This is a genomic window from Pseudomonas svalbardensis, assembly GCF_030053115.1.
GTDB lineage: Bacteria > Pseudomonadota > Gammaproteobacteria > Pseudomonadales > Pseudomonadaceae > Aquipseudomonas > Aquipseudomonas svalbardensis.
The window spans coordinates 6,230,792-6,257,695 of the sequence record NZ_CP125619.1 but is presented as its reverse complement, the minus strand read 5'-3'; the positions used below and the strand labels follow the sequence as shown (position 1 = coordinate 6,257,695).

The window sequence follows — 26,904 nt, the reverse complement described above, 5'->3', positions numbered from 1 at the left end:
TCCTTTCGCTAACTACGGCTCAAATACGCCTTCCCATAATGCCGCTCCATCCGCGCCTGAATCAGCTCCAACCCAATCGACATCACCCAATAAATCACCGCAGCCGTCGTCAGCATCTCGATGTAGCGATAGCTCGAGCGCCCATATGATTGCGCCAGAAACATCACCTCCCAAACCCCCATCACCGAGATCAGCGACGAGTCTTTGAGCATCGAGATGAATTGGTTAGTGGTCGGCGGGATGATGGTGCGCATGGCCTGGGGCAGGGTGACGCGCCAGAAGATCACGGTTTCGCGCATGCCCAGCGCCAGGGATGCTTCGCGTTGGCCGTGGGCGACGCCGAGGATGCCGGCGCGGAAGATTTCGCTGAGGTACGCGCCGTAGTTCAGCGACAGGGCAATGATGCCGGCGGCGATGGCGCCCGGGACGATGCCGAGTTGTGGCAGGCCGAGGTAGATCAGCAGGATCTGGATCAGTAGCGGTGTGCCGCGAAAGAACGAGGCATAGAAGCTCGCGATGCCGAACGCCACCGCGCTTTTCGACAGCCGCGCCAGGGCGGTGATGAAGCCCAGCAGCGAGGAGGTCACGATTGAACACAGGCACAGAAACAGCGTCAGCGCCGCACCCTGCAAAAAGCCGTTGGGCGCCAGGTGCAGGCCGATCAGGTTCGGCAGTTTGTCGAGGATGATCGAGAACTTCAGGTCGAAGCTCAGGAAGAAACTGGCGAACAACCCGAGCATCGCTGCCCAGGTCAGGTACAGCCGCGTGCGGAAACCGAAGATCCGTTGTAGCAGCGACTCAGCCACCGGTTGTGGTGGCTGAGGGGGTTTGGGGAAAGAAGTCATTTGCTGATGTCGGCACCGATCCATTTTTGCGAAAGCTTGCTCAGGGTGCCGTCCTGTTTCAACTGAGCGAAGACGTCGCGCACTTTGGCGTCCCACTGTGCGTCGCCTTTTTCAATGGCCACCGAGTTTGGCTCCGAGTACAGCGGCTCGCCGGCGAGCTTGAAGCGTTTGTCTTCGGTCAGGCGCGGTTGGGCGGTGACAAGGTTGGTGAGGATCGCATCCAGCCGCACGCCAGCGCCCAGGCCAAGGTCCTGGAATGCCACGTTGTCAGTGTCATACGGCGCGATCTGCACGTCCTCGAACGGGTACTGCAATTGAGTGTCTTCAGCGCCTTCGATCACCAGGTTCTTGTTCAGGTAGCTTTCGTAACTGGAAGCGCTGGTGAGGCCGACTTTTTTGCCGCTCAGGTCTTTGGCGCTATGGATGCTGTCGTCCTTGGCGTTGACCACGATCACCGCTGGTGAGGCGTAGTACTCGACCGGGAAGTCGAAGACTTCGGCGCGGGCCTTGCTCGGGGTCATGGAGCAGATGCAGATGTCATAGCGTCCGCTCCAGCGGCCAGCGGCGATCACGTCCCAGGACGGGGTTTCAAGACGCAGTTTGACGCCCAGTTTGTCTGCCACGGCCTTGGCCACGTCGACATCGAATCCATCGAGCTGGTTCTGATCATTGAGGAACGAGAAGGGTGGATAGCTTTCCATCAACACGCCCACCAGTTCTTTCTTTTTTTCGACGCGATCCAGCGTGGCGCCGCCAAAGGCTTGGGTAGAGGCAGCCAGAATCGTCAGGCCCAGGGCCAGGAGTGGTTGGAATTTCACAGTCGATCCCTGATAAAAAAGAGGTTGTTATTAACCGGATGGTGCGTATTAAATAGTTATAAGAACGACTCTGATAGTGAGTTATTTTCATAAGCTTATGAGTGAAAAGCATATGGGCGCAGCAAGCACAGTAATTCTGGATGGCGGCATGGGTCGTGAGTTGCAGCGTCGAGGCGCGCCGTTCAGACAGCCCGAGTGGTCGGCGCTGGCCTTGAGCGAAGCGCCGCAAGCGGTAGAGGCGGTGCACACGGCTTATATCGAAAGCGGTGCGAACGTGATCACCAGCAACAGTTACGCGGTGGTGCCGTTTCACATTGGCGAAGAGCGTTTTGCAACAGAAGGGCAGGCGCTCGCGGCGTTGGCCGGTGAGCTGGCTCGGCGCGCTGTAGAGGCTTCGGGCAAACCCGTGCGTGTAGCCGGTTCATTGCCGCCGCTGTTCGGTTCCTATCGTCCGGACCTTTTCGACGCTGCTCGGGCGGCCGAATTGTTGGCGCCGCTGGTGAAGGGTCTGGCACCTCATGTCGATCTGTGGCTGGCGGAAACCCAGAGTTCGATTGTTGAAGCGCGAGCGATCCATGCTGGTCTGCCGAAGGACGGCAAGCCGTTTTGGCTGTCGTTTACCTTGAAGGATGAGGACACGGACGAAGTGCCGCGCTTGCGTTCGGGTGAGCCGGTGGCTGAAGCCGCAGCAGTGGCGGCTGAGCTGGGCGTCGAGACGTTGCTGTTCAACTGCAGCCAGCCGGAAGTGATCGGTGCTGCGATTGATGCCGCGTGGGAAACCTTCGAGCGTTTGGGTGTGAAGATTTACATCGGCGCCTACGCCAATGCCTTCCCGCCGCAACCGAAAGAGGCCACGGCCAACGACGGCCTGGACCCGTTGCGTGAAGACCTTGATCCGCCGGGTTATTTGCAGTGGGCGGCTGATTGGCAGAAGCGCGGAGCCAGTCATTTGGGGGGGTGTTGCGGGATCGGGCCGGAGCACATCGCAGTGTTGGCCCAGAAACTCGCCTAAAAGCATCGCGGGCAAGCCATGCTCCTACAGGTTTGGTGGCGTCCACAGATAGTGTGTCCGACCCAAATCTTGTAGGAGCAAAGCTTGCTCGCGATGGCGTCAGTCCAGGCGCTACCGAACTACCCGCGGCACTCCGCTAACGTTTTCACCTGCCCCGAATCCGTCTGGTTCTCATCGGACAGCCAGCGCTCAAACCCCGCCCCGATTGCCGGCCATTCCGAGTCCAGAATCGAATACCACGCCGTATCCCGGTTCTGACCCTTGACCACCATGTGCTGGCGAAACACGCCTTCAAAACTGAACCCCAGCCGTTCGGCCGCGTATTTGGAGCGGGCGTTGCCGTTGTTGCACTTCCACTCCAGGCGCCGGTAACCCAAGGAAAACGACTCTTTGGCGAGCAAATAAACCGCCTCGGTACTTTTCGGCGAACGCTGCATCGGCGCGCCAAACGTTACATGGCCGATCTCGATTCGCCCTTGTGAAGGAACAATCGACATCAAACTGAGGATGCCTTGCACATCGCCGCTGGCACGGTCGATCACGCTGAAGAAGTACGGGTCACTGTTGGCCGCATGATTGTTCAGCCAATCGTTGAACGCGCTGCGCTCCGGGAAAGGACCGTATGGCAAATAGTCCCAGAGTTTCGGGTCGGCACCCGGTCCTTGCAGGGCTTTCCACAAACCGTCGGCGTGACGCGCCGGGTCGAGTTTTTCCAGGCGGATGAAACGCCCTTCGATGGTTTGAACCGACGGTGCCGGGACGCCTTTCCAGTCGGCGAGTGAAGTCGACATGCTGCTCTCCTTGAACCTTAAATGGCTTTGCGAAACTGGATGAAACCGGGGCGTTCGGCGATGCGCTCATAAAGCTGAATCGCGGTGGCGTTGGTTTCGTGGGTCAGCCAGTGGACCTTGCAGCAACCGTCCTCTTTGGCTGTGGCGTAAACGAATTCGATCAACTGCCGGCCGACGCCAGTGCCGCGGATTTCAGGCGTTACCAACAGGTCTTGCAGGTAGCAGGAGTTTTCGATGCTCCAGTTCGAACGATGGTAGATGAAGTGCACCATGCCCACCGCTTTGCCATCGGCCCAGGCCAACGCGGCATGGGTCGGTTCGCTCGGGTCGAGCAGGCGCTGCCACGTGCTTTGGGTGACGGCCTCAGGCAGTTCGGTGTTGTAGAAACGCAGGTACGCTTGCCACAAGGGTAACCAGGCGGCGTGGTCGTCGGCGGTGACCTGGCGGATGTCGATCTGACTCATGTTCGTTCCTTAACGCATCAAGTGGGCGAGGGCCTGGTCGTGCACATCAGGGCTGGCGGCAAGCCCCTCGCGCACACCGGCGATGTCTGCAGCGTTGCGGTTCTGGCTGAGCTTGCGCTTGCCATGCAGGCGCTGGATCGGCAAGGCAAAACCGACGATGGCCTTGAGCATCCCGTCAATGTAGTCGGCGGGGGCATCGGCGACTTTCCATGGACTGGCGCGACCCGCTTCATGACGATCAGTCAGCGCGCTGACCAGCGTGCGCAGGCGATCGGCGTCGGTGAACACTTCGGCCGTGCCGTACGCGTGCACGGCAACGTAGTTCCAGGTCGGCACCACTTTGCCGTGCTCGGCTTTGCTCGGGTAAAACCCCGGGCTGACGTAAGCGTCGGCACCGGCAAAAATCACCAGCGCTTCGGCACCGTTCTGCAGTTCCTTCCATTGCGGATTGGCCTTGGCGAAGTGTCCATAAAGGGTGCCATTCGGGCCCTGGTCTGAACTCAACAGCAGCGGCAAATGGCTGGCTTGCAGACCTTGTTCCCCGTGTGTGACCAACACAGCGAGGCGGGTGCCGAGTATCTGCTGGTGCAGTTCATGCAAATCATCTATGGCAAAGCTGCTTGGCGTGTACATGGAGATTTTCCTTGGCGAATGCCTGCATCCTAGGCAGGCTATTGGTCTGTTGTAAGAGCCATTAACGACCAATTTCATAGGTCCATTGCCATGACCAGCGAGCCACTGTCCTTGTCATTCAACCCGGCGGGTATCGAACTCGATCGCCGGCAGGGTTTGAGTCGTCAGCTCTATCAAGCCTTGACAGTGCGAGTGCTCGACGGTCGTCTGGCCAGCGGTACGCGATTACCGGCCAGTCGCGATCTGGCGGCGGCGTTGTCGATTTCCCGAAACAGCGTGGTCCGGGCCTACGATCAGCTCTACGCCGAGGGCTTTATTGAAGGGCGTGTGGGTGACGGGACGTATGTCGCGCAATTGCCTCAATCAGTGTTGCCGGTGAAAAAACTATCCACAAAAGTATCCACAGGGTTGTCAACAGGGTTACCCACAGCCTTATCCACAAATTGGCTGGATTTACCTGTGGTTTCATCCAGCAAAGTTATCCACAGCGGCGCATTGGGGCGGGTTGAAAGGAACCATTTGGCCCTGCCTCCCGTCGGTCCACCCCGCGCATTTCGCGTGGGTGTTCCGGCTTTCGACCTGTTCCCTTTCGAGGTCTGGGCCAAGCTGAATGCGGCTTTCTGGCGCAAACCGGATCTCCAGCAACTGTGTTACGGCGATCCAGCAGGCGATGCGCGCTTGCGCGGTCTGATTGCCGCGTATTTGCGCAGCTCCCGGGGGATGCAGTGCACGGCTGAGCAAATAGTGATCACCAGTGGCGCACAGCAGGGGATTAGCCTTTGTGCACAGCTGCTGGTAGAGCCGGGCGATGGTGTGGCGATCGAGAATCCGGGGTATCGGGCGGCGGGTCATGCGTTCGCCGTGGCCGGTGCGCGATTGCACGGGGTGGCGGTGGACAGCGACGGTATCGACTGCACCGAATTGAACGGGCTCAACGATTGTCGATTGGCCTATGTCACGCCGTCGCATCAATACCCGACCGGGGTGGTGATGAGTCTGGCGCGGCGGCTGGAGTTGTTAGCCTGGGCCGAGCGAACCGAGGGTTGGATCGTCGAGGATGATTACGACGGCGAATATCGTTACAGCGGCGCGCCACTGGCACCGCTGGCTGCGCTTGATCGTCACGGGCGGGTGCTCTACGTCGGCACTTTCGGCAAAGTGGCTTTCCCGGCATTGCGCCTGGGCTATCTGGTGCTGCCACCGGCATTGGTGGACGCTTTCGCCCAGCGTCGCGCGGTCGATGTTCGGCATTCCGAGGTGAGTACCCAGGCCGTCATGGCCGAGTTCATGGCGGCCGGGCATTTCCAGCGGCATATCCGCCGCATGCGCCGCGCCGCGTTGAGTCGCCGCAATACACTTCTGGCCAACTGGCCCTCGGATATTCCCGGGGTTGGCAGCCTGCCGAGTGTGGCGGCAGGGCTGCACCTGACGGTGGCGGTCGACACTCAAGCCCGCGAACGCGAACTGATTGAAGCCGCCGCCAGCGTCGATGTCGAGATCAATGGCCTGAGCAGTTACTGGTTGCCGGATTCGAGCACTCCGGCGGATCAGCGAGCGGGGTTGGTGCTGGGTTTTGCGGCGGTGCCGGGAGCGGCCATCGAATCAGCGCTTGCGCGTTTGCGCAGTGCCTGGCGTCGGTAAAAGGCTGGTCGGCAGAACAGCCCTTCTACGGGTCACCGGGGCTCGAGTATCAGGAACAGTGACTGGGTGGACGCACTGGTGATTCGACGCAGTACGTAATCAATCGGTTGAAGAGTGGCCAGCTGTTGTCGAAGCTCGGTCTCCAGCGTCGCCAGGTATTTTTCAGATACTTTCAGGTGAGCTGCGGTGGGTTGAGTGGCGTTGCTCCCGACTGTTTCGTAGTGGAAATGCGCAACCCACAGTTCCTGGTCATTGTCGGTGATGTCGAGAATCCGGTACTCCTGAAAGTAATCCTTGCGCCCCTTGGTTCTGATCCTGCCTTGCTCGTTGCGGACGATTTTGATCTGTTGGTTTTCGTTTAACCATTGAAAGTACGCCTGCCTGGGCTTGCGCTTCTTGAGCATTTTTGTGCGGGTGCGGATGCCCTCCTTGCGAAGCCTGATGGCCGCTTCACGCATTTCCTGGCTTTGGCCTGATATGGGAGGAGGTTGTTTACCGGCGCTTCTGATGTTGCTCATCGCCCTGTCGAGGTTTGTCGCAGACTCTTCCAGTTTGAGCGCCTGTTGATCGAACAGATCCTGCACATCGGCAGGGATTCGGTTCGCACGTTCGGCATCCCGGTTGGTGCGTCTGATGAAATCGCTTACGTCCAGGTTGAGGCCCAGGGCGGCAGCGATGGTATCGATATCATCCAGGGCGGGTCTGGCTGGCGGAGCGCTTTTGGGGGCGAGCCTCTGGAACGCCTCCTCTTCTTTCGCCTGCTTGGGTGTTTGGGGTGTTTCGTTTTCCACGACGCGTGGACGGGTCTTGGTGACTTTGACCTTGGGCTGCGACGGCCCTGCAACAACAGGTTGGGGAGGTTTCTGGAGAAAAGATTCTTCGGCCTCGGGAAGCAGGTCGTCGAGCTGGGTCAGCGTGAGTGCCTGAAATTCCGAGATCAATGCTTGAAGGTGGTCGAGAGGCGATTGGCGGACCATCCCGGGATATAGGGTTGGCAGGTCCTGGATGCGCTGATGGGTATCGGCATAGATGTCGGCCAGTCTGGACAGTTTTTTGATGCGCTCCTCGGGCGGCTCGGCCACGCTCGGCTGTTTCATCATCTCAGCGACTTCATGGCTGGCGTCGGCGGCATCGACCACAATGCTGGCGGTTGCTGCTCGAGCCTGGGACATGGTCTCGTCAGATGTCTCTTGAATGCATAGTTCGTAGGCCATACCGATTTCGTTGGCCTTGAAGTCCAGTCGGGTGAGTTTTGGCAGGAGCCTGGCGATGCTCTGGGTCTCGGTGAGCCCTGCGCGGCCCAATACCTTGAGGCCAGTCAGGGTGGCTTTTGACAGCTCAAGCCGTTCGATGAGGGCGTTGCCCAGTGCGGTTGCCTGCTGGATGTCGGTCAGGTTCCCGCGCACGGGTTCAGCACTGTTGTAAGGAGCTTGCGCCACCAGTTTTTGCGTGAACTGAGCGTATTGGTTTTTCTTCACCGTGAACCAGAGTGACAGGAACTTTTCCTGCTCGGTGGTGAGGCGCAACAGGTCGTAGGCGTAACCGGTTTCACCGCCCAGCGAGCGCCATTCGCGTAGCTGTTCGAGGGCCTCTCCATAGCTTTTGATCCGCTCATCGAGCTTGTCGGTGTAAAGCCTGGATGTTGTTTCGAGGTTCTTGTCGGTAGCCTTGAGCATAGCGTTCTGGAGGCGATCGAGTGCTTCCTGATGGGTTTTCTCCTGGCCCTTGAATGTCTCTAACTGAGTGTTCAGTTCGTGTTTGCGGTTCTCCTTTGCTTGTTTCAAAGCTTTCAAACGGCTTTTTGGACCACCTCCGCGCAGCCGCAAGCGTGTATCCACAGACCACTTGCCGTGCTGATCATGAGTCAGCAACGGACCGGGGCGCATGGGTTCTTTTGGATTGAAGAGCTGTACTTCCTCGTCGTCGTCGATGCTGACCTGGAACCAGCGCTCGCCGACCTGCGCGTAGTGCATATTGTTGAGCTGATACAGATGGGGCGGTTTCTCATTCAGTGTGTTCAGCTCGGTGCTGTTCAAGTCCGGCGCGCTGACTTTGAGCGTGTCCAGAAAGGCGTCCAGTGTCGGGCCTGAGCGACGAGGGACCGATACGCCGATTTCCAGTGAAGAGGCATGGCGTGCGGACAGTTCAAATACCAGGGGATCCATGGAAATCGTCGCAGGTACAGGCTCGGGTAATGGACGTGGTGCTGGCAGTGGTAGCCGTTTGCGTGCTGGCTTCTTGCGCAAATACCCAGTCCACGTGCTATGACGCTGCTCGTAAGCGCGGTGCGTCAGCACAATAGCAAGTGTCACCAGCACATCACCCAATGAACTCCACTCGACCAGCGTGTCGCCTTGTTCATGAGCATCGAGCGCTTGCTGGATCTCGCTGATGCTTTGCCACACCCAGACGGCGGTCCCCACAGGCCCGCTCAAGAAGGTTGAGGCAACGTTGAATATCGCCCAGGCACTGTCCTTCAAGAGCGCCCAGCGTCTTTCGCCATTGGACAGTGACTGCCGATCCGCCTCCTCGACCATCGTGCTGGCGTTGCTGTTAAACAGTGCAGACAGTATGTCGCCGGTGATTTCTTCGGTTCCCAGGTCAATAGGCCCGACCAGGTCCAGAGTGAGTAACGTATCGATACCGGACTCAGTCACCAGCCATGGTGAAGGCAGCCCCACGGGAAAGACGTATTGCGCATATTCGAAGCTAAGCGCCGGGGTCGGGAGCCAGGCCAGTACGCAATCGCGCAGCTCACCCGGTTGGTGCAGGGCGTAAACCAGGTTTGCCTGCGAGGCAAACTGCAATATAGGTTGCTCAAGCAGTGGCCGGTAGAGCAGGCAGGGAGCGTCTGTTTTTTGCCGCGGGCCGACTATGAACATGTTTGTAACGGTGTCACCGCCAAACAGCAGGCGATGCCGAGGAGTGAACGTGAGGGGGCGAATCACGATATCGAGATTGCCTTGTCGCGGTTTTCCGAGTGCGACGTCCATTAACTCGCAGATGTAGCGATAGCCAGTTTCATCGACCCCGCCTTCCTGTTGAAGCATGCACTCCAGCGCATTGAGCCGCAGCAAGTCGGGCAGTTGATTGATGTAGCGCTGTTTCTGGAGCGCGGCTTGCGCCGAATCATCAATCAGTTTGTTCCTGAGCAACTGCGGGTAGATCCTGCCGATGTTGACCTGGGCGGCCATGGCAATCAGATAATCAACAGTCAACCATTGGGGGACGGGATCGTTGTTTTTGAAATGCAGTTCTGCCAGGTAGGGCGCGGTATTTTGCAGGGCGAAATCACCCAGGCTTTCGATATGCCGGTCATACGGGTTGGGCAAGGTGAACCCGCCGACGATGAAGCTGTTGGTGACAGTGATTTGCAGGTCATCAAGCGGCAGCTGCGCGGCCCCTTCGCTGGCTTTGTCCGTGACGATGGCTTCACGCATTTTGGTTTGCGCGTACGCACCGATCAGCGGGATATCGTTCAGGCCTGAGGCGTTTCGCAGTTTTCCCAGGCGGGAGAGGCCGTGGCTGTAGTCTTGCAGGTGGCTGGCCGAGGCGTTTGATAACCAATCGGGTATGGCCGCCTCAAGCTGCTCGATGCGGCTCTTGTCGGCGGAGCTGAAATGTCCTGCCGGGGTGACTGCCGTGCGCAAGCCAGGGGTTGTTCCGGTCCCGGCGGTCGAGACCGAGGGGATGAGTGCGTTGATGGCGTCCATTTGAGAGGCGATCAGCGCCCAGGCCATGTGATCGAAAATGTTGCCTGCTGGCTCGACCAGATGCCACTTGAGCGTGCGACCTGCCAGGTCCATGTCGATCCGGGCGGGCAGCGACGCGCCCAGTTGCTCCAGAGAATCGAAGGCCTCGTAGCCGCCTTCTATCGTGTACAGCATGATCTGTTCGCGCTGTTTATAAGTTGCCTTCAGGGCAATTGCACCTCCCAGCATGAGATGGGCGGTGTTGGTGGTTTCGCTGTTGTCCACGTCGATCAGGCAGGCTTTGATGCCGGGGATTTCAGTGTTTTTCAACGCCCGTTCGGTTTTGTCCGGATAGTCGTACACCGCACGGGCCAGGGCGCATTGATCGGCGTTCCAGCCCTTTGTCTGTTGGACATTAAACGCGTTTCTCAGCGTCTCGCAGAGCCCATGCCAGCGGGGTTGACCGTTGACCGCCTCATTCCAGAAAGCCAGTTCGCGCTGTTGAAACTCCACGGATAGCAGGGAGGCGTGATCGTTCAGCAGTTGGGCAATGTCTTCGACACTGACAGCGAGATGAACGGGAGACCTGGTAAGGGGATTGTGCGTCAGGAAGTGCTCACCTTCGATGAAGTTCGCGACACCTGCGCTCCAGCTCAGATACACCAGCGCTTGGGTCAATGTCTCCACGTATGGCGAGTCGGCACTCAAGGTTCCATCCTCCATGCGCCATCCTGGAGTGACGATCAGTGTTTGGTTGGGGTCGATGTCGAGCTGCGGATAAAGTTGTTTCAGTGCTTCGCGTAGCACCTGCGAGCTGACGTCGTTGAGGGTGGGGCCCTGACTGGTCAGGCTGACCAGATTACTTCTGTCCAGCAGCAGTGTTGCGTTGCTTGGGGGTGTTGTTGTGGATGCTTGTGTCATGGTCATTTTCCTTTTTGACCGGAGTAAAGGGCGGCCGCCAGCACCCGATAATGGGCGTAACAGCCGGTGAGGCGGTGGTCGATGACCGCGGTTAAAAAGACCCACCGGCAGGTGGGTCTGTGATAACGGTCAGGTGGGCGCGGGTGCCTGAGAGAAGAACAGCGATCGGGCCAGCTGAGGGCTGATCGCGCTGCGATAGATCTCGATCGCTTCCTGGTTGCTGGTGCTCGCTCCTATATCGACACGGCCAAGCAGCCGTTGCTCGCGGGTTTTCAGGTGAGCGGCGGTATAGGACTGGACGCCATCCTTGAGCTGGGCGTAGTGAAAGTGGGCGTACCACAGCACACGGGCGGTGGTGGCCTCACGCACTTCGTATTCCTGCAGATAATCCCGGCGCGGCCCTTTGAGTCGACGTCGGTCTCCCACGCGCACGATGTCGACTTCACCTTTACTGTGTAACCACTCGACGCGTGCGGCGGTAGGCGGTTGTCGTTTGGTCATCTCAAGCCGCAGGCGATGGCCTTCGGCATAGAGCCGGGTGGTTTGTTTGGCCAGTTGTGCCAACACCGGACGTGCGTCGTTCGCATGGTTTTGAGTGACATTGCTCTGGATGAGCGTTGCGTTGATCGCTTTGATGGCGTCTTCAAGACGGGTGGCCTGATGGTGGAACGCTTCTTCTATCTCTACCGGGATCTGCCTGGACTGTTTTGCGTCGGCCTCGGTGCGTTGAGTAAAAGCGGGCAGAGCATCTAGCAGGGCTTGCCCAGCCGTTATGCGTGCTCCCGGGTCAGGCCGGCGCTCTTTGGGAGTCTCCGGTTTCTTCGTCAACCGTTCGACCCAGACCCCAGGTGTTTTTTCGTGGAAGGTGGCGATCACCTTGCCGGTCATCGGCGCGGTGACATCCACGAGGACCGGGTGGCCGGGCGCGGTTTTGCGGGTTTGGCCGATCACGGTGCCTTTGAAGCGCGTCTTGATGACTCTCTTGTTTGACGCCGATGAGGTGCGTGACGGTCCGGGTGTGGGCTCCTGGAGTCGCTGCTCGCGCAGCAGGTCCGCCAGATGCCCGACGGTCTGCTGATTGAACTCGTCAACGCGGCCCTGCAGTCGCTCAAGTTGTTTTTTGACAATCTGCTCCGGGTACGTACCGGCGAAGCTCCGCAGGCGCTGTTCAATAGCGGCGAACTGGTCGACCAGGTTGTTCAAGGCCTCGATCCGGTCACCCGTGCTCAGCACCTGCTCATCACGTATCAACTCCATCGCACTATTCACCGTCAGATCGGCATCTTCGACAATCTGCTCGATGGAAGCTTTGGCTGCGGACAGTTCGGGCGTTTCGCCAGGTTTGAGGCACAGCTCGCGGGCGAGAGTAACCTGAAGGGCTCTGAGGTCCTGGAGGTCGAACTTTGGTAGTTTTTCTCGATACTCAAGGGACAACTGCTCGGCGTTTTTGCCCAGACGCGTCAATTCCTGGAAGCGGGACTGAGCGAACTCAACCTTCTGAATAATGCCCTGAGTCAGGTCTGACATGGTTTCAAACGTGCCGGCGGGAGGAGGGGGGCCGCTGTTTTCTTCGGCATCGAGATGTTCCATGTTCAGACGCAGGGCCTCGACGAATGTCGGGTATTTCTGGTCGATCCAGGTTTGGTTGAAAAACAGTTGAGTTCCCAGCATTTCGATCATTGCGTGACGATAGTTAGGCACTTCCTCGACCAGATTGAGCGATTTGACTTTCTCGATCGTGGTTTCATATTCGTCAGTGCGTGCCTCCAGTTTTTCGAGAAATGTTTGTCGAGTGGCATCGATTGCGTCTGCGGGGGCATTTTTCATGGCGTTGTAGGCGTCGGTAATACTTTTTCGTTTGGACGCCATCTGCGCATCGAAGACGGCCAGATGAGTATTGATGTCGGCGATTCTGGTTGCGTTCGCTTGTTGTAATGCCTTGAGCCTGCTGTTCTTGCCGCCGCCACGCAGCCGCAGCCTGATATCAATGAACCATTCGCCTTTGGAATTGTTGATCAACAACGGTCCGGTGATGGACGGTTCCTGGCGGGTATCAATGATCTGAACGACTCCATCGTCGTTCATGAAGACCTCGAACCATCGTTCGCCAACCGGGGCATAGTATTTGGACTGATGTTCATAGAGGTGTTTGTGCAAGCCTTCGGTACTGGCCGCCCCGAGTCCTTGCGGTTTGGGGATTTTGTACCGGTCCAGGGTTGGCCCCAGCCCTTGCCTGCTGCTATTGAGTACGGTTGTGGGATGAAGTGCGGTCTGGTGTTCGACTGGCAGATAATCGGCAGCAATATCAGGCAAATGTATGCTGGCCGGGGTCTGGGCCGGAGGGCCTTTCCCCGCGCTGACAATGATGGGTGTTTCGGTCTGCGATACGCGGTCTCGCGCGGGTTGGCGTCGGGCGATCGCGTGGTGAGCCAGCACCATGCCCAGGGTCAGGAACAAGTCGGTCAGGGCGGACCATTGTGCCGTCGTATCCTGGTTTTCCCGGGTGTCGATGCCTTCTTGCAGGTCGTCCAGAATCTGCCAGATCCACGCAGCTGTACCAGCGGTGCGACCGAGAAACGGCAACACGGCGCTGAATATCATCCAGGCGTGTTGTTTGAAGCTGGCCCAGCGGCTTTCGGCATCGGACACCGAGTCTCGCTCACCTTTGATGACCATCGCGTTGGCGTTGGCCTTGAACAGAGTCGCCAGGCGGTCGTGTTCGATCACTCTCTGCCCGAACAACACCGGTCCGCTCATCTGCAAGGAAATGGTTGGGTCGACCAGCAGTTGTGACAACGTCCAGACCGAAGGCAATTCCCCCGGGAAGACATACTGCGAATAGTTGAACCGAACGTTGGCCGGCAACCACGCCAGGGTTGATGCCCGTAGCTCTTTGGAGTGTTTGATCGCGTACAGCAGGTTGGCGGCCGCGGGGTACTGCGCCAACGGTTGCTCAAGTAGGGGACGGTAGAGAATACAGGGGCCCTTGTCCATGTCCCGTGGCCCGATCACATACATGTTGGTAACTTCGTCAGGGGTTTTATCACCCCTTTGGCTGGGGATGAACGCCAGCGGGCGAATGACGATCTCTTGCCCGTCCACCCACCGTTTGGCATTCAGCACATTCATCACCGCCACAATGTAGCGATAGCCCCGTTCGTCGATACCGTGTTTGCCAAGGATCTTGCTTTGCAATGCTTGCAGCGCCAGCTGGATGCGCAGGTTACTGGCGTAGAGTCGTTGACGCCGCAGCGATTCCAGCGGGTCATCCAGTAGCTTGCCCTTGACCCACGCTGAGTAGGTCGCACCGATATCGACGGCGCTGATGGCCGTCTTAAGATAGTCGGGTGTCATCCAGGCCGGCACCGCTGTGCCGTCTTTGTACTGGACCGACTGGTCACCCAGAGGGAGGGCGATGAGGTTTTCGAGCGCCAGTTCGGCAAGGTCCAGGCGTTTGGTCTCGCTCATGCCGGGGGCCGTGAATGCTCCCCACACCACTTGACTGACAATAACGATCTCGACGTTCTCAAGCTTCATGAGGGCAACGTCACTGTGGCTTTTGAGCATGTGGGCTCGAAGCGCATCCAGCGCGAACGTCTTGATCGGAGCAATATCGTCGTCGAAGGATTTGCCGCTGTTTCGCAGTTGTAGCAGCGCCAGATCAAACAGGTGTCGGCTGTAGCAACCCAGATCGAATGGCGAAGCGTTGTTCAGCCATTCGGGGATCAGTCGCTGCACCTTTTCGAAGTGCGAATCCTGCTCGGCCTGAGTCGTTCCGGTCACCTCTGCTACGGGACGGGAGTGGGTGGTGATCGCCGGCCTGCTGGCCCGTTTTGCAAATTCCAGGCTGGCAATGGCATCAGCCTGGAGTGCAATCAGTGCGGTGGCCTGATGATCAAAGAAATTCCCGGAGGGTTCGAACAGGCGCCATTGAAGCGTGGCCTCGGGGGGCAGTTTTTCAACGTAACTGGGCAGGATCTCGCCCAGTTTCTCCAGCGACTCATAGGTCAGGAAGCCCGTAGCGATGGCGTGGGTCAGAATGATCGTGCGTGTCCCGACGGAGCCGATCACGACCGTCAAATCCGTACGATTGAGGTGGCTGGACACTGTGCCATCGAGCCGGTCGAAGTCGATCAGGCAGACCCGGGTCTTGTAGGTGTCGTGGGGGCCTCGCAACGTCGCATCGGGATAATTGAAGACACTGCGCGCAATGGCCAGCTGGTGCACATCCCAGCCCTCAACTTTTTCTACATTCCAGATCTGGCGCAATGACTGCGACAACTTCTGCCAACGCAAGGTTGTGCCATTGGTGGGTTGGTCCCAGTATTCAAGTTGTTGTTCCTGGCAAGCCACCAACAGGAGGGGGGACAGCTTATTGATCAGGCGCCCGATCGCATCGATCTTGACCGGAAGGTGGATGGGCGTGATCGCACTGGGATTCAGGCTCAGGAAGTGTTCACCGTCGAGGTAGGTCACTGACTCGCCTGAGCCGGAGTGTCGCAATAGCGCGTCCGTCAATGACTCGAATCTCAATGACCCGGGCTGGACCGTCCCGGCGATGATTTCCCAGCTCGGTGTGACGACCATCGCCATCCCGGGATCGATTTTCAATTGTGGATAAAGCGCTTTCAGGTCGTGTTGAAGAATACGGGTGGCGACTTCCCTGATCGAGGGGCCGGTGATCAGTTGGGTGAGCAGATCACTTAGATTGCTGGATGCCGGATCGGCTTCGACAGCATTCGTTTCGGTAGTGGACATGTGCATTCCTTTCTGAGGGACTGGGACGTGCGCGCAAACGCGCCGGCAGGTTCGGAAAGTAGCGGGGTGTGGGATCGGTCGGGCGGTACTTAATTATCGTCAGGTAAAAAAAGACCCGCACGGGGCGGGTCTTCAATGGTGCGTAAACGATGGGTTGTTCAGGTCCCGGACTTGATCTTGGTCCAGGCCCGGGTCCGCGCCCGTTCGGCATCGCGGGGCAGCGGTTGCAGGGTGTAAAGCGTGCTCATCGCCGTTTCGGTCGGGTACAGATTCGGGTTGTTGCGGATCGCCGGGTCGACCAATTCTGTGGCGTCCTTGTTCGGGTTCGGGTAGCCGACGAAGTCGCTGACCGGTGCAATCACCTGCGGCTGCAACAAGTAGTTGATAAAGGTGTAGGCGTCTTCCGGGTTCTTCGCGCCTTTCGGGATCGAAAGCATGTCGAACCAGATCGGCGCGCCTTCTTTCGGCAGGCGCATGTCGACGATCACGCCGTTCTTGGCTTCCTTGGCGCGGTTGGCCGCCTGGGAGAAGCTGCCGGAATAACCGACCGCGACGCAGATGTCACCGTTGGCGATGTCGGCCATGTACTTCGAAGAATGGAAGTAGGTGACGTACGGACGAATCTTCATCAACAGCGCCTCAGCCTTTTCGTAGTCCGCCGGCTTCTTGCTGTTGGGGTCCAGACCCAAGTGATGCAAGGCCAGTGGCAGGATCTCCGACGGTGAGTCGAGCAGGGCCACGCCGCACTGCTTGAGCTTGCTGATGTTCTCTTCCTTGAAGATCAGGTCCCAGCTGTCCACCGGTGCGTTGTCACCCAATGCTGCCTTGATCTTGTCCGGGTTGAAGCCGATCAGGATGGTGCCGTACATGTACGGCACGGCAAATTTGTTGCCCGGATCGTTGGCTTCGATCAGCTTCATCAGCTTGGGATCGAGGTGGTTCCAGTTCGGCAGTTTGCTGCGATCCAGTGGCTGGAAAACGCCGGCCTCGATCTGCTTGGCGAGGAACACGTTGGACGGCACGACCACGTCATAACCGGAGTTGCCGGTTAGCAACTTGGCCTCCAGTGCTTCGTTGGTGTCGAAGATGTCGTAGACCAGTTTGGTCTGGGTGTTCTGGGCCTTGAAGTCTTCCAGCGCTTTGGGGGTGATGTAGTCGAACCAGTTGTAGACGCGCAACGTTCGCTCTTCAGCGTGAACGGTGCCACTGAGCACTGTGGCGCACAGCACTGTGGGGAAGAGTGCGGGCGCGATAAAACGCTTGAGACTGATCATTGTTCTAATTCCTCATTGGGCGCTTTCAAAACCTTCGAGAACGTTCACGGCATTGATGCCGATTTCTTCTACCGCGTAGCCGCCTTCCATCACGAACAGCGTCGGCTTGCCGAGTCTGGCGATGCGTGCGCCCATGGCCAGGTAATCCGGGCTGTCGAGCTTGAACTGGGAGATCGGATCGTCCTTGAACGTATCGACGCCCAGGGAGACAACAACGATGTCAGCACCGTATTTTTCGATTTCTTTGCAGGCTTGTTCCAGCGCGGCGCTCCAACTGTCCCAACCGCTGCCAGCCGGCAAAGGGTAGTTGAAGTTGAAGCCTTCGCCGGCCCCTTCACCCAGCTCATCTTCATAGCCGAGGAAGAATGGGAACTCGGCTTCCGGATGACCGTGGATCGAAGTGAACAGCACGTCGCTGCGCTCATAGAAAATCGATTGAGTACCGTTGCCGTGGTGGTAGTCGACGTCGAGGATCGCGACTTTTTTGTGGCCCTGGTCAAGGAAGGCTTGAGCGGCGATGGCGGCGTTGTTGAGGTAGCAATAACCGCCCATCAAATCGCTGGCGGCGTGGTGTCCCGGTGGACGGCACAAGGCGAAGGCACTGCGAGCGCCGCGTTGAATGACGGCTTGAGCGGTCAACGCGACTTGCGCCGCGCTGTACGCCGCTTGCCAGGTACCGGCGGTAATCGGTGCGCCACCGTCGAAGCTGTAATAGCCGAGCTGACCGTGCAGGCTGGTGGGCATGATCCGGCGCAGGGTGCGGGCCGGCCAGGTGTAGGGCAGCAAGTCGCCGTCGGTACCGAATTCGGTCCAGCGCGCCCAGGCACCTTTGAAGAAGTCGAGGTAGTCGCGGCTGTGGACGCGCGCGATCGGGTCGAGGCCGAAATCCTGCGGCGCTTCGACCGGGCCGAGGTCGCGGTACTGCACGCGCTGCAGAACATGGTCGGCTCGCGAAGGCATTTCGAAGCAGGGCATCAGTTGCCCGTCCATCAATTCACAACGGCCGTGGTGCAGGTGGTGATCGTCCGAGTAGATCGTCAGCATTTCTTGTTCTCCGCAGGCTGATTCGGTTGAACACAGTCTTGCGGCGCGCAGCGTTTGAGAGAACGGCAGGAAAGGCCAAAAGGGGATCGATATGGCCAAAAGAATTGACCGGAATTCGCCCCTTGTTGGCGCGGCGGTGCCCCACCTCAGAGCATGGTGAATTTAGACAATAAAAACCGTCTGAGAACAATAAAAGCAGTCTCAGAGGTTTGGAGCTTCCTAGTGTGCTGTCTCACAAATAAAGCTCCTCATGCCTGTGAGGCCATTGCCTCACGGGCTCGCTGTATCTTGTTCAAAATATCTTCCCCCTTGGCGTTCCAGACGTAGCGAGTCGGCTGTGCATTTCGCAGTGCCAGGAACGTGGTGATTGAGCTTTCCAGTTCGCGAACCGAACTGAAACTGCCGTCACGCAGGTACACCGTGATATCGCGAAAGAAGCGTTCAACCATGTTCATCCACGAACTGGAGGTCGGGGTGAAATTCATGTGGAAGCGTTTGTGCTTCTCAAGCCACGCCTTCACTTTTGGATGCTTGTGCGTGGCATAGTTGTCGACGATCAAATGCAGCTGAAGATGCTTGGGCGTTTCTCGATTGATCTTCTTGAGAAACTCCAGCCACTCCTGATGCCGATGTTAGCGCTCAATGCTGCTGATCAAATGCCCCTGAAGATAATCCAGCGCGGTGAACAAGGTAACGGTGCCATGGCGGACATAATCGTGCGATTGCGTGCGGATATGTCCGATTCCCAAAGGCAGTCCAGGCTGCGTGCGCTCGAGGGCCTGAACCTGGCTTTTTTCATCGCAACAGAGCACCAGTGCCTTATCCGGCGGATCCAGATACAGCTCAATGACGTCCCAAAATTTCTCTTCGAAGTTTGGATCGTTGGACAGTTTGAAGGTGCCTGTCAGGTGCGGTTTTATGTCGTTGGCGGCCCATATACGCTGGACGCTGGCCGGTGAGATGCCTGCGACTCGCGCCATGCTTCGACAGCTCCAGCGAGGCTGACCGATACGCGGCTGAGTGACTTGCTCAAGGGTCCGTTTCAACGCTTCGGCCGGCAGGGATGGCTTGCGACCTCGTCCGGGCAGATCCACCAGGCCTTGTAGACGCAGCTCTTGAAAACGCTTGCACCAGCGGGTGACTGAAACAACGGAGAGACCGGTCAACTGGGCAATTTTCGTTACGAGAACAACCTCGAGCGGCTAGCAAAATCACCCGCGCCCGACGCCCGTCGCGCTGACTGATCGTGGCTGATCTTATGCGCCGACTCAGTTCAATTTGTTCGTCTTCACTGAGCACGATGTCCTGAGAGTTCATGTGATCACTCCAAGCACTGACTGACCACAGAAGCATAGCCCAGGCTAGAAATTTATTTCAGAGACAGCACACTAGAGCCTCCAACCTCTGCGACAGATGCCCATATTTAATTTAAAGTACTGAATCAGAATTTTGTGCTGCTTCGGAAAGCGTTCATTGCCCTATCAAGCTTGCAGGGGACAGATCATTGATCTGACACCTTGCAAGCGTTAGATTCCCATTGTATTAGAAACAGCCCCTTACGAACTCATAGCCTGAGCTGGTGATTGAGGGGCGATTTAATGGCCGTGAATCTGTAAAAGCAGACTAAAGGGATTGGGTGTCTGGTCAATGCAGAGGATGGCAGATGGAGCTTGTGAGGGCTACGCAAGATTTTGTGATTGCTGGGCAACCCTACCCGGGATTCCCCATTCTTCTGTGGGATTCGATGGAGAGTTGTATCCCCGCCAATCATTTCTTCCGCTACTACTTGCTTCGCGGGGATATCGGGTCTAATCGTTCCTGGCCCAGTACTGGGCGCGCTCTTTACGATTTTTTCAGCTTCCTCCAAGCCCATGAGTTGGACTGGCGTGACGTTGATCGTGGCGAGGCAAAAAGCCTTGTGGCGGCCTATCGGGACTACTGCCTTGTGACGTGCGAACTGGCACCGAACACCACGCGCCAGCGCCTGACTTACATCTGCAAGTTCTACGAATGCGCGCTGAAGGAGGGGCGGTTGAAGCGCCTGCCCTTCGCCTATGAAGAACGGAACGTAAAGCGTGAAGCGAGCATCCTTGTGCATGTCGATGCCAGTGGCGGCAAGACCATGGCAAACGATGTGATGCCGCGCAGCCATAAGGCCCTGCCCTAGTTTCTGAGCATGGGCGAGATCAAATCGCTCCTGACCGCAGCGGAGCCCCCCCACCACCGGATGATGATGCGCCTGGCGCTGCATACGGGTCCGCGCCGCGAGGAGATCGCTGCCTTCCCGCTGGTCTATGTTTTCGACACGGACAAGGCTGGACGAACCGAACGCAACATCCGCATTCGGCTCGATCCGTTTGACGGCAGCGGCATGGTGACCAAGGGCAGTAAGCCGCGAGATATTTCCGTCAGTCGCCAGTTCCTGACCGAACTCTATCGTTATGTGACGATGTGCGGCGTTGTGATGCTTCGAGGCGGTTAAAGGCTCCAGAACCCAAGGTGTCCTAAGCTGGCGGCCATTTTCAGGCGAGTTACTTGCCAGCGGTTCAACGCACTAATGTGTTGTTGTTCTGCCGTTGCATAAGCCGTCAATGCGTTCAGCAGTTCAATCATGCTGCCGACGCCGGAGCGATAGCGGCCTTGTTCAACTTGCAATGCCTGTTGGGCCTGATCCACCCACTCAGTGGTTTTTTCCAGGGCGCCTGTTTCGATATTCAATGTTTGGTAGTGGCTCCAGAGCTCCAGTGATACTTGCTGCTCGATATTCCAGAGCTCCGCTTCCCTGGCTTCTCGTTGCGCATGAGCACCTCGCAGTTGATAGTTCCGCTCGAAACCTTCGAATAACGGAATGTTCAATTGCAGGCCTAGGCTGTTGTCACGTGCATGGTTGTCGCCATTGACTTGGTGGTTTTGCATATCGCCAATGTTGGCGACCAGTGACAGCGTCGGTCGACCGGCGGCGCGGCTTTCGTCGATGAGTGCGTTTGCCGCTTCCACTTTGGCCTTGGCGGCGATGAGCGAGGGGTGATCCTGTCGGGCCAGTTCAAGCAGCTCGTCAATGCTCTTGATAAAGTGGGTATCTGGACGCCGTTCCAGATTCCCGGACAACTGGACATCTGTATTCGGCGAAAATCCCATGCGCAGGGCGATAAGGCCTTTGCTGTTGCGCAATGCGCCTTTGGCGCGTACTTCAGCAAGGCTCGCTTGTGAATAGGCTGTTTGCGCTTGCAGGCGGTCGGACTGCGCCGCAGCGCCCGCTGCAAATTTGGCGCTTGCCGCTTTAAGGTTTTCCGCCGCCAATGCAATAACTTGGCTCGCCGCTACCGCGCTACGTTGGGCGGCCAGGGCGTCATAGTACAACTCTGCGGCTAACTCGAAGGTTTGCTGCAGTTGTCTGTTTTGATTGGCGTTTGCGGCGATAAGCAGTTGACGTGCGTTGCGCACTGCGGTTTCTCGCTGGCCGAAGTCGAACAGAACCCAACTGAGGTTCAGACGATTGTCGAACTGACGCTTATGGCCACTACTGGAGTATTCATCCTGCTGTTCATAGGTCGTGGTACTGCGGCCGCTGCTGATACTTGAACTTGCATTTAATTTGGGCAGGTATGCTGCTTGCTTCACGCCAACCAAAGCCGCTTGGGCTTTGGCAATGGCCCAAGCCTCCCGAGTTTGCGGGTCATGACACAGCACCCTTTCTATCATGTCTTCTAAGGTCAACGAATTGGGAAGGGGCTGCGGATCACATGGCAAGGCCACTCCGTCGATATTGATCGCAGCGGGTGAGACATCTCGTGCTGTGGCAAAGGGGTCAACCAGTGCAGCCATGCTCCATTTTGGCGACAGGCAGAGACACACCGTCAGGGTGGTGGCCAAGACGTTTCTCATCACGCTACGACTTCTGCGCGGGATGGCAGGCTGCCAGAGGAGCTCGACTGATCCACCGCGATCCTACCAGCGTCAAGCACTACGACGCGGTCCGCCGAGGCGATTGTTTCTGCCCTGTGGGCAACAATGACGCGCGTTATTGCAAGTTCACGTACCGCCTTATTCACCATCTGCTCGCAGATGACATCCAAGTGGCTGGTAGCTTCGTCAAGGATCAGGATATCAGGCTTTTTGTATAGCGCCCTAGCCAGCAGCACGCGCTGTTTTTGCCCACCTGAGAGCACCGTACCCATGTCACCTACCAAAGTGTTGTAACCCATGGGCATAGCTAGGATGTCAGTGTGAATCGATGCCTTGCGTGCACACTCCATCACCCACTCCAGATCGGGGCGGGGCTCAAAAAAGGCGATGTTCTCTGCCAGGGAACCAGCGAACAAGCAGTCATCCTGCATTACCGTGGCAATCCTGCTACGAAAGGTCTCCGTACCCAGTTGCTGCAGGTCGCTACCGGCGATGTGAATCTGGCCATGGGTGGGTGCGACGATGCCCAGCAAGAGGCTGACCAGCGTACTCTTTCCACTGCCTGATGCGCCGGCAATTGCCACCGACTCCCCATGCGCAATGTGCAGGTCGATCCCATCCAGCACGAAGGGCTCCTCGTCGGAATAGCGATATTTCAATCCCTTGATATCGATGTCCATCGGGCCAGCGGGCCAGTTCGCGGTAATCGGTCTGGCCGCTATGTCTTCGGGGGGATGCAGGACAATGTCGGCGAGACGTTCGCCGTGCAAGCTCAGCATATGCAACGCGAACATATGATCGATCAGGCTGGCGACGCGACTGACAAATTGGCTTTTGTAAGCAATGAACGCCATCAGCACACCGATGCTGAACTGGTTGCTCATTACTAGGGATGCCCCCAATCCGAGCGCCAGCAGATTCTCCAGTCCGAAAATCAGGCCGTTGAGTTGTGTGTAGATCAGTTCCAGCTTCTGGGTTCGCAAGCCAGCGTTGATCTGCCCCACAAGCAGCCCCAGCCAGGCGGCGCGTCGCTCGCTCTGACGCTGGAAAAGTTTCAGGGTGCGTATGCCGCGCATCGTTTCCAGGAAATGACTTTCCTGTCGTGCTGCATGAATGATGGTTTCCTCGCTTGCCAGACGTAAAGGGCGGTACCACGCCCAGCGAAGCAGGGTATACAGAGCCATGGACGTCAAAGCGATAGCGGCCAGCATAGGGCTGTAGGCGAACATCAGGGCCAGCGTCGCGAAGCTTGCGAGGCCATCGAGGACTGTGGAAAAAAAGGCGGCTGTGAGTGTCTTCTGAATTTCGCCGATAGCGCCGAATCGTGAGACGACATCACCCAGGTGGCGTTTTTCGAAATAATGAATGGGCAAGCGCAGCAGATGAGCAAACACGTTGGCCTGCCACTGCACACTTAGTAGTGTGCTCAAGTGCATCATCACCCAAGCCCGCGTGGCGCTTACTACCTGCTGCATCAACAAAAGCATGCCGAAGCCGGTCAGCAGCGTTGCCAGAAGGTCGTAATCCTGCGTAACCAGAACGTTATCCAGAACCCACTGCAGCAGGTACGGGCTGACCAGGGCGAACACTTCAAGAGCCAAGGCAAGTGAAAGCACCTGAACCAAACCGCGGTGAAGGCCACTGACCTTTCCCAGCATGCTTGTCAATTTGAGCTTGGGCTTGGCCTGCTGTTTTTCAAAGTCACTGCCTGGCCACACCTCAAGAGCGACCCCGGTGAACGATTTGCTGGTCTCGTCCAGACTCAGTCGGCGAATGCCGTAGGCCGGGTCGTGCACGGTAAGCCACTGGCCTTCGACGGACTTGAGCACGACGAAATGGTTGAGATTCCAATGCAGTATGCAAGGCAGCGCGAGTTTGTTTAGCTCATCCAGTTCGACCCTGATCGGCCGAGTACCGAAGTTCAACTGATCAGCAGTCATGATCAGTTGCTTGAGGGTAATGCCTTTGAGAGAAACACTGAACCGGCGGCGTAGTTCAATGAGGGTCGTATGGTGGCCGTGGTAGCCCGCGATCATTGCCAGGCAGGCCAATCCACATTCCGTCGCTTCGGTCTGCAAAGTCAGCGGCAAATGTCGGCCCAGGCGCAAGCTGATGGCGTCAAGATAATTCATGGCTTCGTTCCTAGAGCTTGCCTGTCAGGCTGTAGAGCGGTTCGAGAGCCCACTCATATAGATGGCGGGTCTCCTGCAGGATGTCTGCATCAACCAGCATTCCCGTCTGCAGCGGTCTTTGTTCTCCGTAGGCCAGCACTGATTGCGCCTCGAGATTGACGCGGATGCGATAGATCTGCTCACCGTCCAGGGCAAGCCCCGGTACGCTCCCGGTCCTATTTCCCAAGTCGCCAGCTGATAGGGTTGCTTGGGAAACTGATATCACGGTACCCAGGTGTTGGCCGAATTTCTGGTAGGGGTAAGCCTGATAACGAATCCTTACTGAATCGCCCGTACGAACGAATCCTATGGCTTTGCTAGGCGCATACAACTCTGCTTGCAGCCGCGAACCGGCAGGTACGATGCTCATCATCGTACGAGAACTATCGACGGTTTGGCCTGGCTCAACCAGGATGGCGGTTGCCACGCCATCTTGAGGGGCGGTAATGATCAGGGTGCGCTTGGCTTCGCTTTCGATGAGCTCCTGCTGAACTGTTGAAATTGATCGCTGAATGCTCGCTAGTTGGTTTGCGTGGCGGGAGGCAAGTCCAGACAGCTCGTGTCGGCGCTCGACCAGTTGTTGTTGCAGGGTAGTTGTTTCACGAGCTAACCCTTGCAAGGTCAGGCGCTGACCCAGCAGCTCGGCTTGGCGTTGCTGAAGTTGGTCCATGGATATGTAGCCTTGGTCCATCAACCCCTGATAACGAACGGCGGCATTGCTTGCTAGTTGTACAAGCTGTTCCTGGCTGGCAGTTTGCCGATCCAGCGTCTTCAGCTCCTGATGCAGACTTTTCAGCTTGCTCAGAAGGCTTTCTTGTTCCTGGGTCTGAAGCTGTTTTTGTTTCTCCAATTCGTCCTTCAGAGATTGGTGTCGTTGCAACAGTTGCTCACTCACCTCCGCCTGCACAGCCCCTGAATCACCTGCAGTGCGTTCACTGGAAATACGAAAAAGGTGCGCTCCTTGCTTGACCTGTTGCCCCTCCTCGACGAACCGCTCAAGCACCAGGCCATATTGCGGGGAGTGGATTCTGAGCTGGCCTGCGGCTGGTACTAGTTGGCCAATAACGGTACTGCGTTTGGTGTAGCTGCCAAATACCAGAAATGTCACCACGGTAGTGGCGAGTGCAAGCGCAAGCAGTGTCAGAACCGTGAAGGAAACGGGCCTTACCAATATGATTTCGCCAAGCCAGTCAACCTGCCGCGAGGCAATTGACTCGGGTCGAAACAGCGGAGATTTCGGTGTCACACATCTTTCCTTAGAGTGTTATGCGGTCAGCCACTGCGGAGATTCCTGGACTCTGCCAGTCCTTTGGCGTTCGCTGTGGGGCGGAGGGGTAAATTTATTGCCTGGCTATTCGTATTGTTCCCAGTTGTCTTGTATTCCACCGCTGCTGGAGCATCATGGTCGGTGGCCGGCAATTGAATGTGCGGACGCTGACAGACTGAGTTGGAGCGAAGCTTGAGAAGTACCAGAATAGAGAGCGCAATGTTACGCGCCTGTTGATAAATGGATTTACCAAGAAACAAAATTAACCAGTAACTGTCCGTAATAATACTGTTTCTTATCAAGAAATGCTCATGTAAATTAGCTTTTTTCTCACGCTGGCGACAATGAGTAGTTGAGCCTAATTAATTGTTGTTTCTAGCGCCGAGTACCACCCTCAAGTGTAGGGTGGAGTTTTTTCGCTATTTGCTTTAAGGTTGTGGATAGCAATAGCCATCTTACCACTTGCGGGTAACACGGTTTTTGGGCGAGGTTCGTCCCTGGGTTGAAATGGAAATCATCTGGTGTTATGGAAGGGAATCAATTGGCTGATTTGCATCAAACGTTTGTAAATTTCGATACTAAAATTATCGACGAGTGCAGCATTGTTTACCTGAACGACTCGAGAACGGGCAGGCAGTGTTCACGCGACATCCTCCGAGATTTCACCTATAGGGTGGAACACCGCATCGGAGGGCTACCGAGACGTGCCGGTGAAAACCTTTAAAGCCGAGCGCGGGCTATTGATCAGATCTCCTGCGTACGCAGAACGCCGACTACTCAGTCGCACTGTATCGGGCAGGATTATATGACTGATGTAACGAGCCAGTTAGTTCGATCAGAATAGACGTCACTACTATATGAGAACGGATACCAGTAACGCAGTTGTGCGAACGCCTGCAGTTAAACGAGACGGGTGAGTAAGCGAAAAAAGCTTGTTCGTGTTTTTTATTGCGATCTAAATTGGATATGTAGTAGCTTTAATTGCCGAGCACTGGGAGGTGAATAGATTTCATAAACTGGTGCTGATAATTACAGCTGTAAGTATTCCTTTTTGGTTGGTTAACAGAAAAAGAAGGTGACTGACTTTGGAAATAATGTCAGTTAAGCAATTGTGCTAACGCGTGCGGTAATGCGAGAAGGATGAGTATCTTGAAACGCCTTTTATTCGTGTGTTTAATTTCGGTGTCAATTGGTATCGCGGTCGGTTCAGTTGCCGAATATTGGGATGTTAATAGGTACATTAAATTAGCGCTGATAGCTATAGCTGTGAATATTTCCATTTGGTTATTGAACAGCAAAAAAAAGTGTGACCAACCCGGTTGAATTCTTCAATAGGGATTCAATTCAATTGAAAGTAATTAAGGAAGCAAGATGAGAAATCTAACGGACAAAGAACTGCTGATGATTTCCGGCGCAGGAGGGGGATTTACTGTCTCGCCAGAGACGTTAGGAGGCGCAATTGGTGGGACTATCGGGGGTATGGTAGGCGGGCCAATTGGCGGCGGAATCGGTGTTGTCATAGGCGGTGGGGCGGCTAACCACCTGGCAAACGGAACACGTGCCCCTGGCTCGGTGAGCGGCAGTGGTATTCCTTCGGGGGCCTCAATGGGCGGCCCTTATAATCCCGCGGACGCAAAATGACGGGTATGACCTGAATCCAGTCGTAT

General features: G+C 56.9%; 16 protein-coding genes and 1 pseudogene. 4 read left to right on the top strand and 13 right to left on the bottom strand.

From position 1 onward, the window contains the following. Positions 1-8: 8 nt before the first annotated feature. Both QFX16_RS29025 and QFX16_RS29020 read right to left on the bottom strand, forming a co-directional pair. Positions 9-845, bottom strand: a complete 837-nt coding sequence (locus QFX16_RS29025) for an amino acid ABC transporter permease (RefSeq protein ID WP_095126856.1) — start codon at positions 843-845, stop codon at positions 9-11. After that, a complete protein-coding gene (locus tag QFX16_RS29020; protein ID WP_033059249.1) occupies positions 842-1,663 on the bottom strand; it encodes an ABC transporter substrate-binding protein in 822 nt (273 codons plus the stop codon). Before QFX16_RS29020 ends, QFX16_RS29025 begins: the two co-directional genes overlap by 4 nt. 112 nt (positions 1,664-1,775) lie before the next feature. Between QFX16_RS29020 and QFX16_RS29015 the strand changes: the two genes are divergently transcribed. Continuing rightward, positions 1,776-2,675, top strand: a complete 900-nt coding sequence (locus QFX16_RS29015) for a homocysteine S-methyltransferase family protein (protein ID WP_283182268.1) — start codon at positions 1,776-1,778, stop codon at positions 2,673-2,675. Between the two features lie 119 nt (positions 2,676-2,794). On the opposite strand, the gene QFX16_RS29010 is transcribed toward QFX16_RS29015, so the two are convergent. The 3 genes from QFX16_RS29010 to QFX16_RS29000 are packed head-to-tail and all read right to left on the bottom strand — an operon-like array spanning position 2,795 to position 4,563. Further along, positions 2,795-3,466 (bottom strand): GNAT family N-acetyltransferase, encoded by a 672-nt coding sequence (locus QFX16_RS29010; RefSeq protein WP_283182267.1) that lies wholly within the window; start codon positions 3,464-3,466, stop codon positions 2,795-2,797. Between the two features lie 17 nt (positions 3,467-3,483). Further along, entirely contained in the window at positions 3,484-3,930 is a 447-nt protein-coding gene (locus QFX16_RS29005; protein ID WP_283182266.1) for a GNAT family N-acetyltransferase, read from the bottom strand. A 9-nt stretch (positions 3,931-3,939) separates the two neighbouring features. Continuing rightward, positions 3,940-4,563 carry an FMN-binding negative transcriptional regulator gene (locus tag QFX16_RS29000; RefSeq protein WP_283182265.1) on the bottom strand — a complete coding sequence of 208 codons (624 nt, stop codon included), beginning with the start codon at positions 4,561-4,563 and terminating at the stop codon, positions 3,940-3,942. Between the two features lie 90 nt (positions 4,564-4,653). Between QFX16_RS29000 and pdxR the strand changes: the two genes are divergently transcribed. Then, positions 4,654-6,204 (top strand): MocR-like pyridoxine biosynthesis transcription factor PdxR, encoded by a 1,551-nt coding sequence (gene pdxR / locus QFX16_RS28995; RefSeq protein ID WP_283182264.1) that lies wholly within the window; start codon positions 4,654-4,656, stop codon positions 6,202-6,204. Between the two features lie 32 nt (positions 6,205-6,236). Here pdxR and QFX16_RS28990 read toward each other — a convergent pair whose 3' ends face one another. The 5 genes and pseudogenes from QFX16_RS28990 to QFX16_RS28970 all read right to left on the bottom strand — a co-directional run bounded on the left by QFX16_RS28990 (position 6,237) and on the right by QFX16_RS28970 (position 19,210). Continuing rightward, positions 6,237-10,922, bottom strand: a complete 4,686-nt coding sequence (locus QFX16_RS28990) for a hypothetical protein (RefSeq protein WP_283182263.1) — start codon at positions 10,920-10,922, stop codon at positions 6,237-6,239. Positions 10,923-10,946: 24 nt separating this feature from the next. Further along, entirely contained in the window at positions 10,947-15,575 is a 4,629-nt protein-coding gene (locus QFX16_RS28985; protein WP_283182262.1) for a coiled-coil domain-containing protein, read from the bottom strand. A gap of 158 nt (positions 15,576-15,733) precedes the next feature. Continuing rightward, the gene (locus QFX16_RS28980; RefSeq protein WP_283182261.1) at positions 15,734-16,849 is read right to left on the bottom strand and encodes a polyamine ABC transporter substrate-binding protein; all 1,116 of its coding nucleotides are present in this window, start codon (positions 16,847-16,849) and stop codon (positions 15,734-15,736) included. Between the two features lie 12 nt (positions 16,850-16,861). Next, positions 16,862-17,893 (bottom strand): histone deacetylase family protein, encoded by a 1,032-nt coding sequence (locus QFX16_RS28975; protein ID WP_283182260.1) that lies wholly within the window; start codon positions 17,891-17,893, stop codon positions 16,862-16,864. 248 nt (positions 17,894-18,141) lie between these two features. Then, a pseudogene (locus tag QFX16_RS28970) lies at positions 18,142-19,210 on the bottom strand (IS630 family transposase). Between the two features lie 346 nt (positions 19,211-19,556). On the opposite strand from QFX16_RS28970, the gene QFX16_RS28965 reads away from it, so the two are divergent. Continuing rightward, positions 19,557-20,060 (top strand): site-specific integrase, encoded by a 504-nt coding sequence (locus QFX16_RS28965; RefSeq protein ID WP_283182259.1) that lies wholly within the window; start codon positions 19,557-19,559, stop codon positions 20,058-20,060. A gap of 9 nt (positions 20,061-20,069) precedes the next feature. Further along, positions 20,070-20,375, top strand: a complete 306-nt coding sequence (locus QFX16_RS28960) for a site-specific integrase (protein ID WP_283182258.1) — start codon at positions 20,070-20,072, stop codon at positions 20,373-20,375. On the opposite strand, the gene QFX16_RS28955 is transcribed toward QFX16_RS28960, so the two are convergent. The 3 genes from QFX16_RS28955 to QFX16_RS28945 are packed head-to-tail and all read right to left on the bottom strand — an operon-like array spanning position 20,372 to position 25,198. After that, a complete protein-coding gene (locus QFX16_RS28955) occupies positions 20,372-21,778 on the bottom strand; it encodes a TolC family protein (protein ID WP_439900101.1) in 1,407 nt (468 codons plus the stop codon). The two genes, QFX16_RS28960 and QFX16_RS28955, sit on opposite strands and share 4 nt — an antisense overlap. Next, entirely contained in the window at positions 21,778-23,931 is a 2,154-nt protein-coding gene (locus QFX16_RS28950; RefSeq protein ID WP_283182257.1) for a peptidase domain-containing ABC transporter, read from the bottom strand. Before QFX16_RS28950 ends, QFX16_RS28955 begins: the two co-directional genes overlap by 1 nt. A 10-nt stretch (positions 23,932-23,941) precedes the next feature. Continuing rightward, the gene (locus QFX16_RS28945) at positions 23,942-25,198 is read right to left on the bottom strand and encodes an HlyD family secretion protein (protein ID WP_283184656.1); all 1,257 of its coding nucleotides are present in this window, start codon (positions 25,196-25,198) and stop codon (positions 23,942-23,944) included. Positions 25,199-26,904 lie beyond the last annotated feature (1,706 nt).

What these genes read in the sequence shown, in the direction of transcription:
- QFX16_RS29025 (WP_095126856.1), bottom strand. Translation starts at nt 845, where the DNA reads ATGACTTCTTTCCCCAAACCCCCTCAGCCACCACAACCGGTGGCTGAG.
- QFX16_RS29015 (WP_283182268.1), top strand. Translation starts at nt 1,776, where the DNA reads ATGGGCGCAGCAAGCACAGTAATTCTGGATGGCGGCATGGGTCGTGAG.
- QFX16_RS29010 (WP_283182267.1), bottom strand. Translation starts at nt 3,466, where the DNA reads ATGTCGACTTCACTCGCCGACTGGAAAGGCGTCCCGGCACCGTCGGTT.
- QFX16_RS29005 (WP_283182266.1), bottom strand. Translation starts at nt 3,930, where the DNA reads ATGAGTCAGATCGACATCCGCCAGGTCACCGCCGACGACCACGCCGCC.
- QFX16_RS29000 (WP_283182265.1), bottom strand. Translation starts at nt 4,563, where the DNA reads ATGTACACGCCAAGCAGCTTTGCCATAGATGATTTGCATGAACTGCAC.
- pdxR (WP_283182264.1), top strand. Translation starts at nt 4,654, where the DNA reads ATGACCAGCGAGCCACTGTCCTTGTCATTCAACCCGGCGGGTATCGAA.
- QFX16_RS28985 (WP_283182262.1), bottom strand. Translation starts at nt 15,575, where the DNA reads ATGTCCACTACCGAAACGAATGCTGTCGAAGCCGATCCGGCATCCAGC.
- QFX16_RS28980 (WP_283182261.1), bottom strand. Translation starts at nt 16,849, where the DNA reads ATGATCAGTCTCAAGCGTTTTATCGCGCCCGCACTCTTCCCCACAGTG.
- QFX16_RS28975 (WP_283182260.1), bottom strand. Translation starts at nt 17,893, where the DNA reads ATGCTGACGATCTACTCGGACGATCACCACCTGCACCACGGCCGTTGT.
- QFX16_RS28965 (WP_283182259.1), top strand. Translation starts at nt 19,557, where the DNA reads ATGGAGCTTGTGAGGGCTACGCAAGATTTTGTGATTGCTGGGCAACCC.
- QFX16_RS28960 (WP_283182258.1), top strand. Translation starts at nt 20,070, where the DNA reads ATGGGCGAGATCAAATCGCTCCTGACCGCAGCGGAGCCCCCCCACCAC.
- QFX16_RS28955 (WP_439900101.1), bottom strand. Translation starts at nt 21,778, where the DNA reads ATGAGAAACGTCTTGGCCACCACCCTGACGGTGTGTCTCTGCCTGTCG.
- QFX16_RS28950 (WP_283182257.1), bottom strand. Translation starts at nt 23,931, where the DNA reads ATGAATTATCTTGACGCCATCAGCTTGCGCCTGGGCCGACATTTGCCG.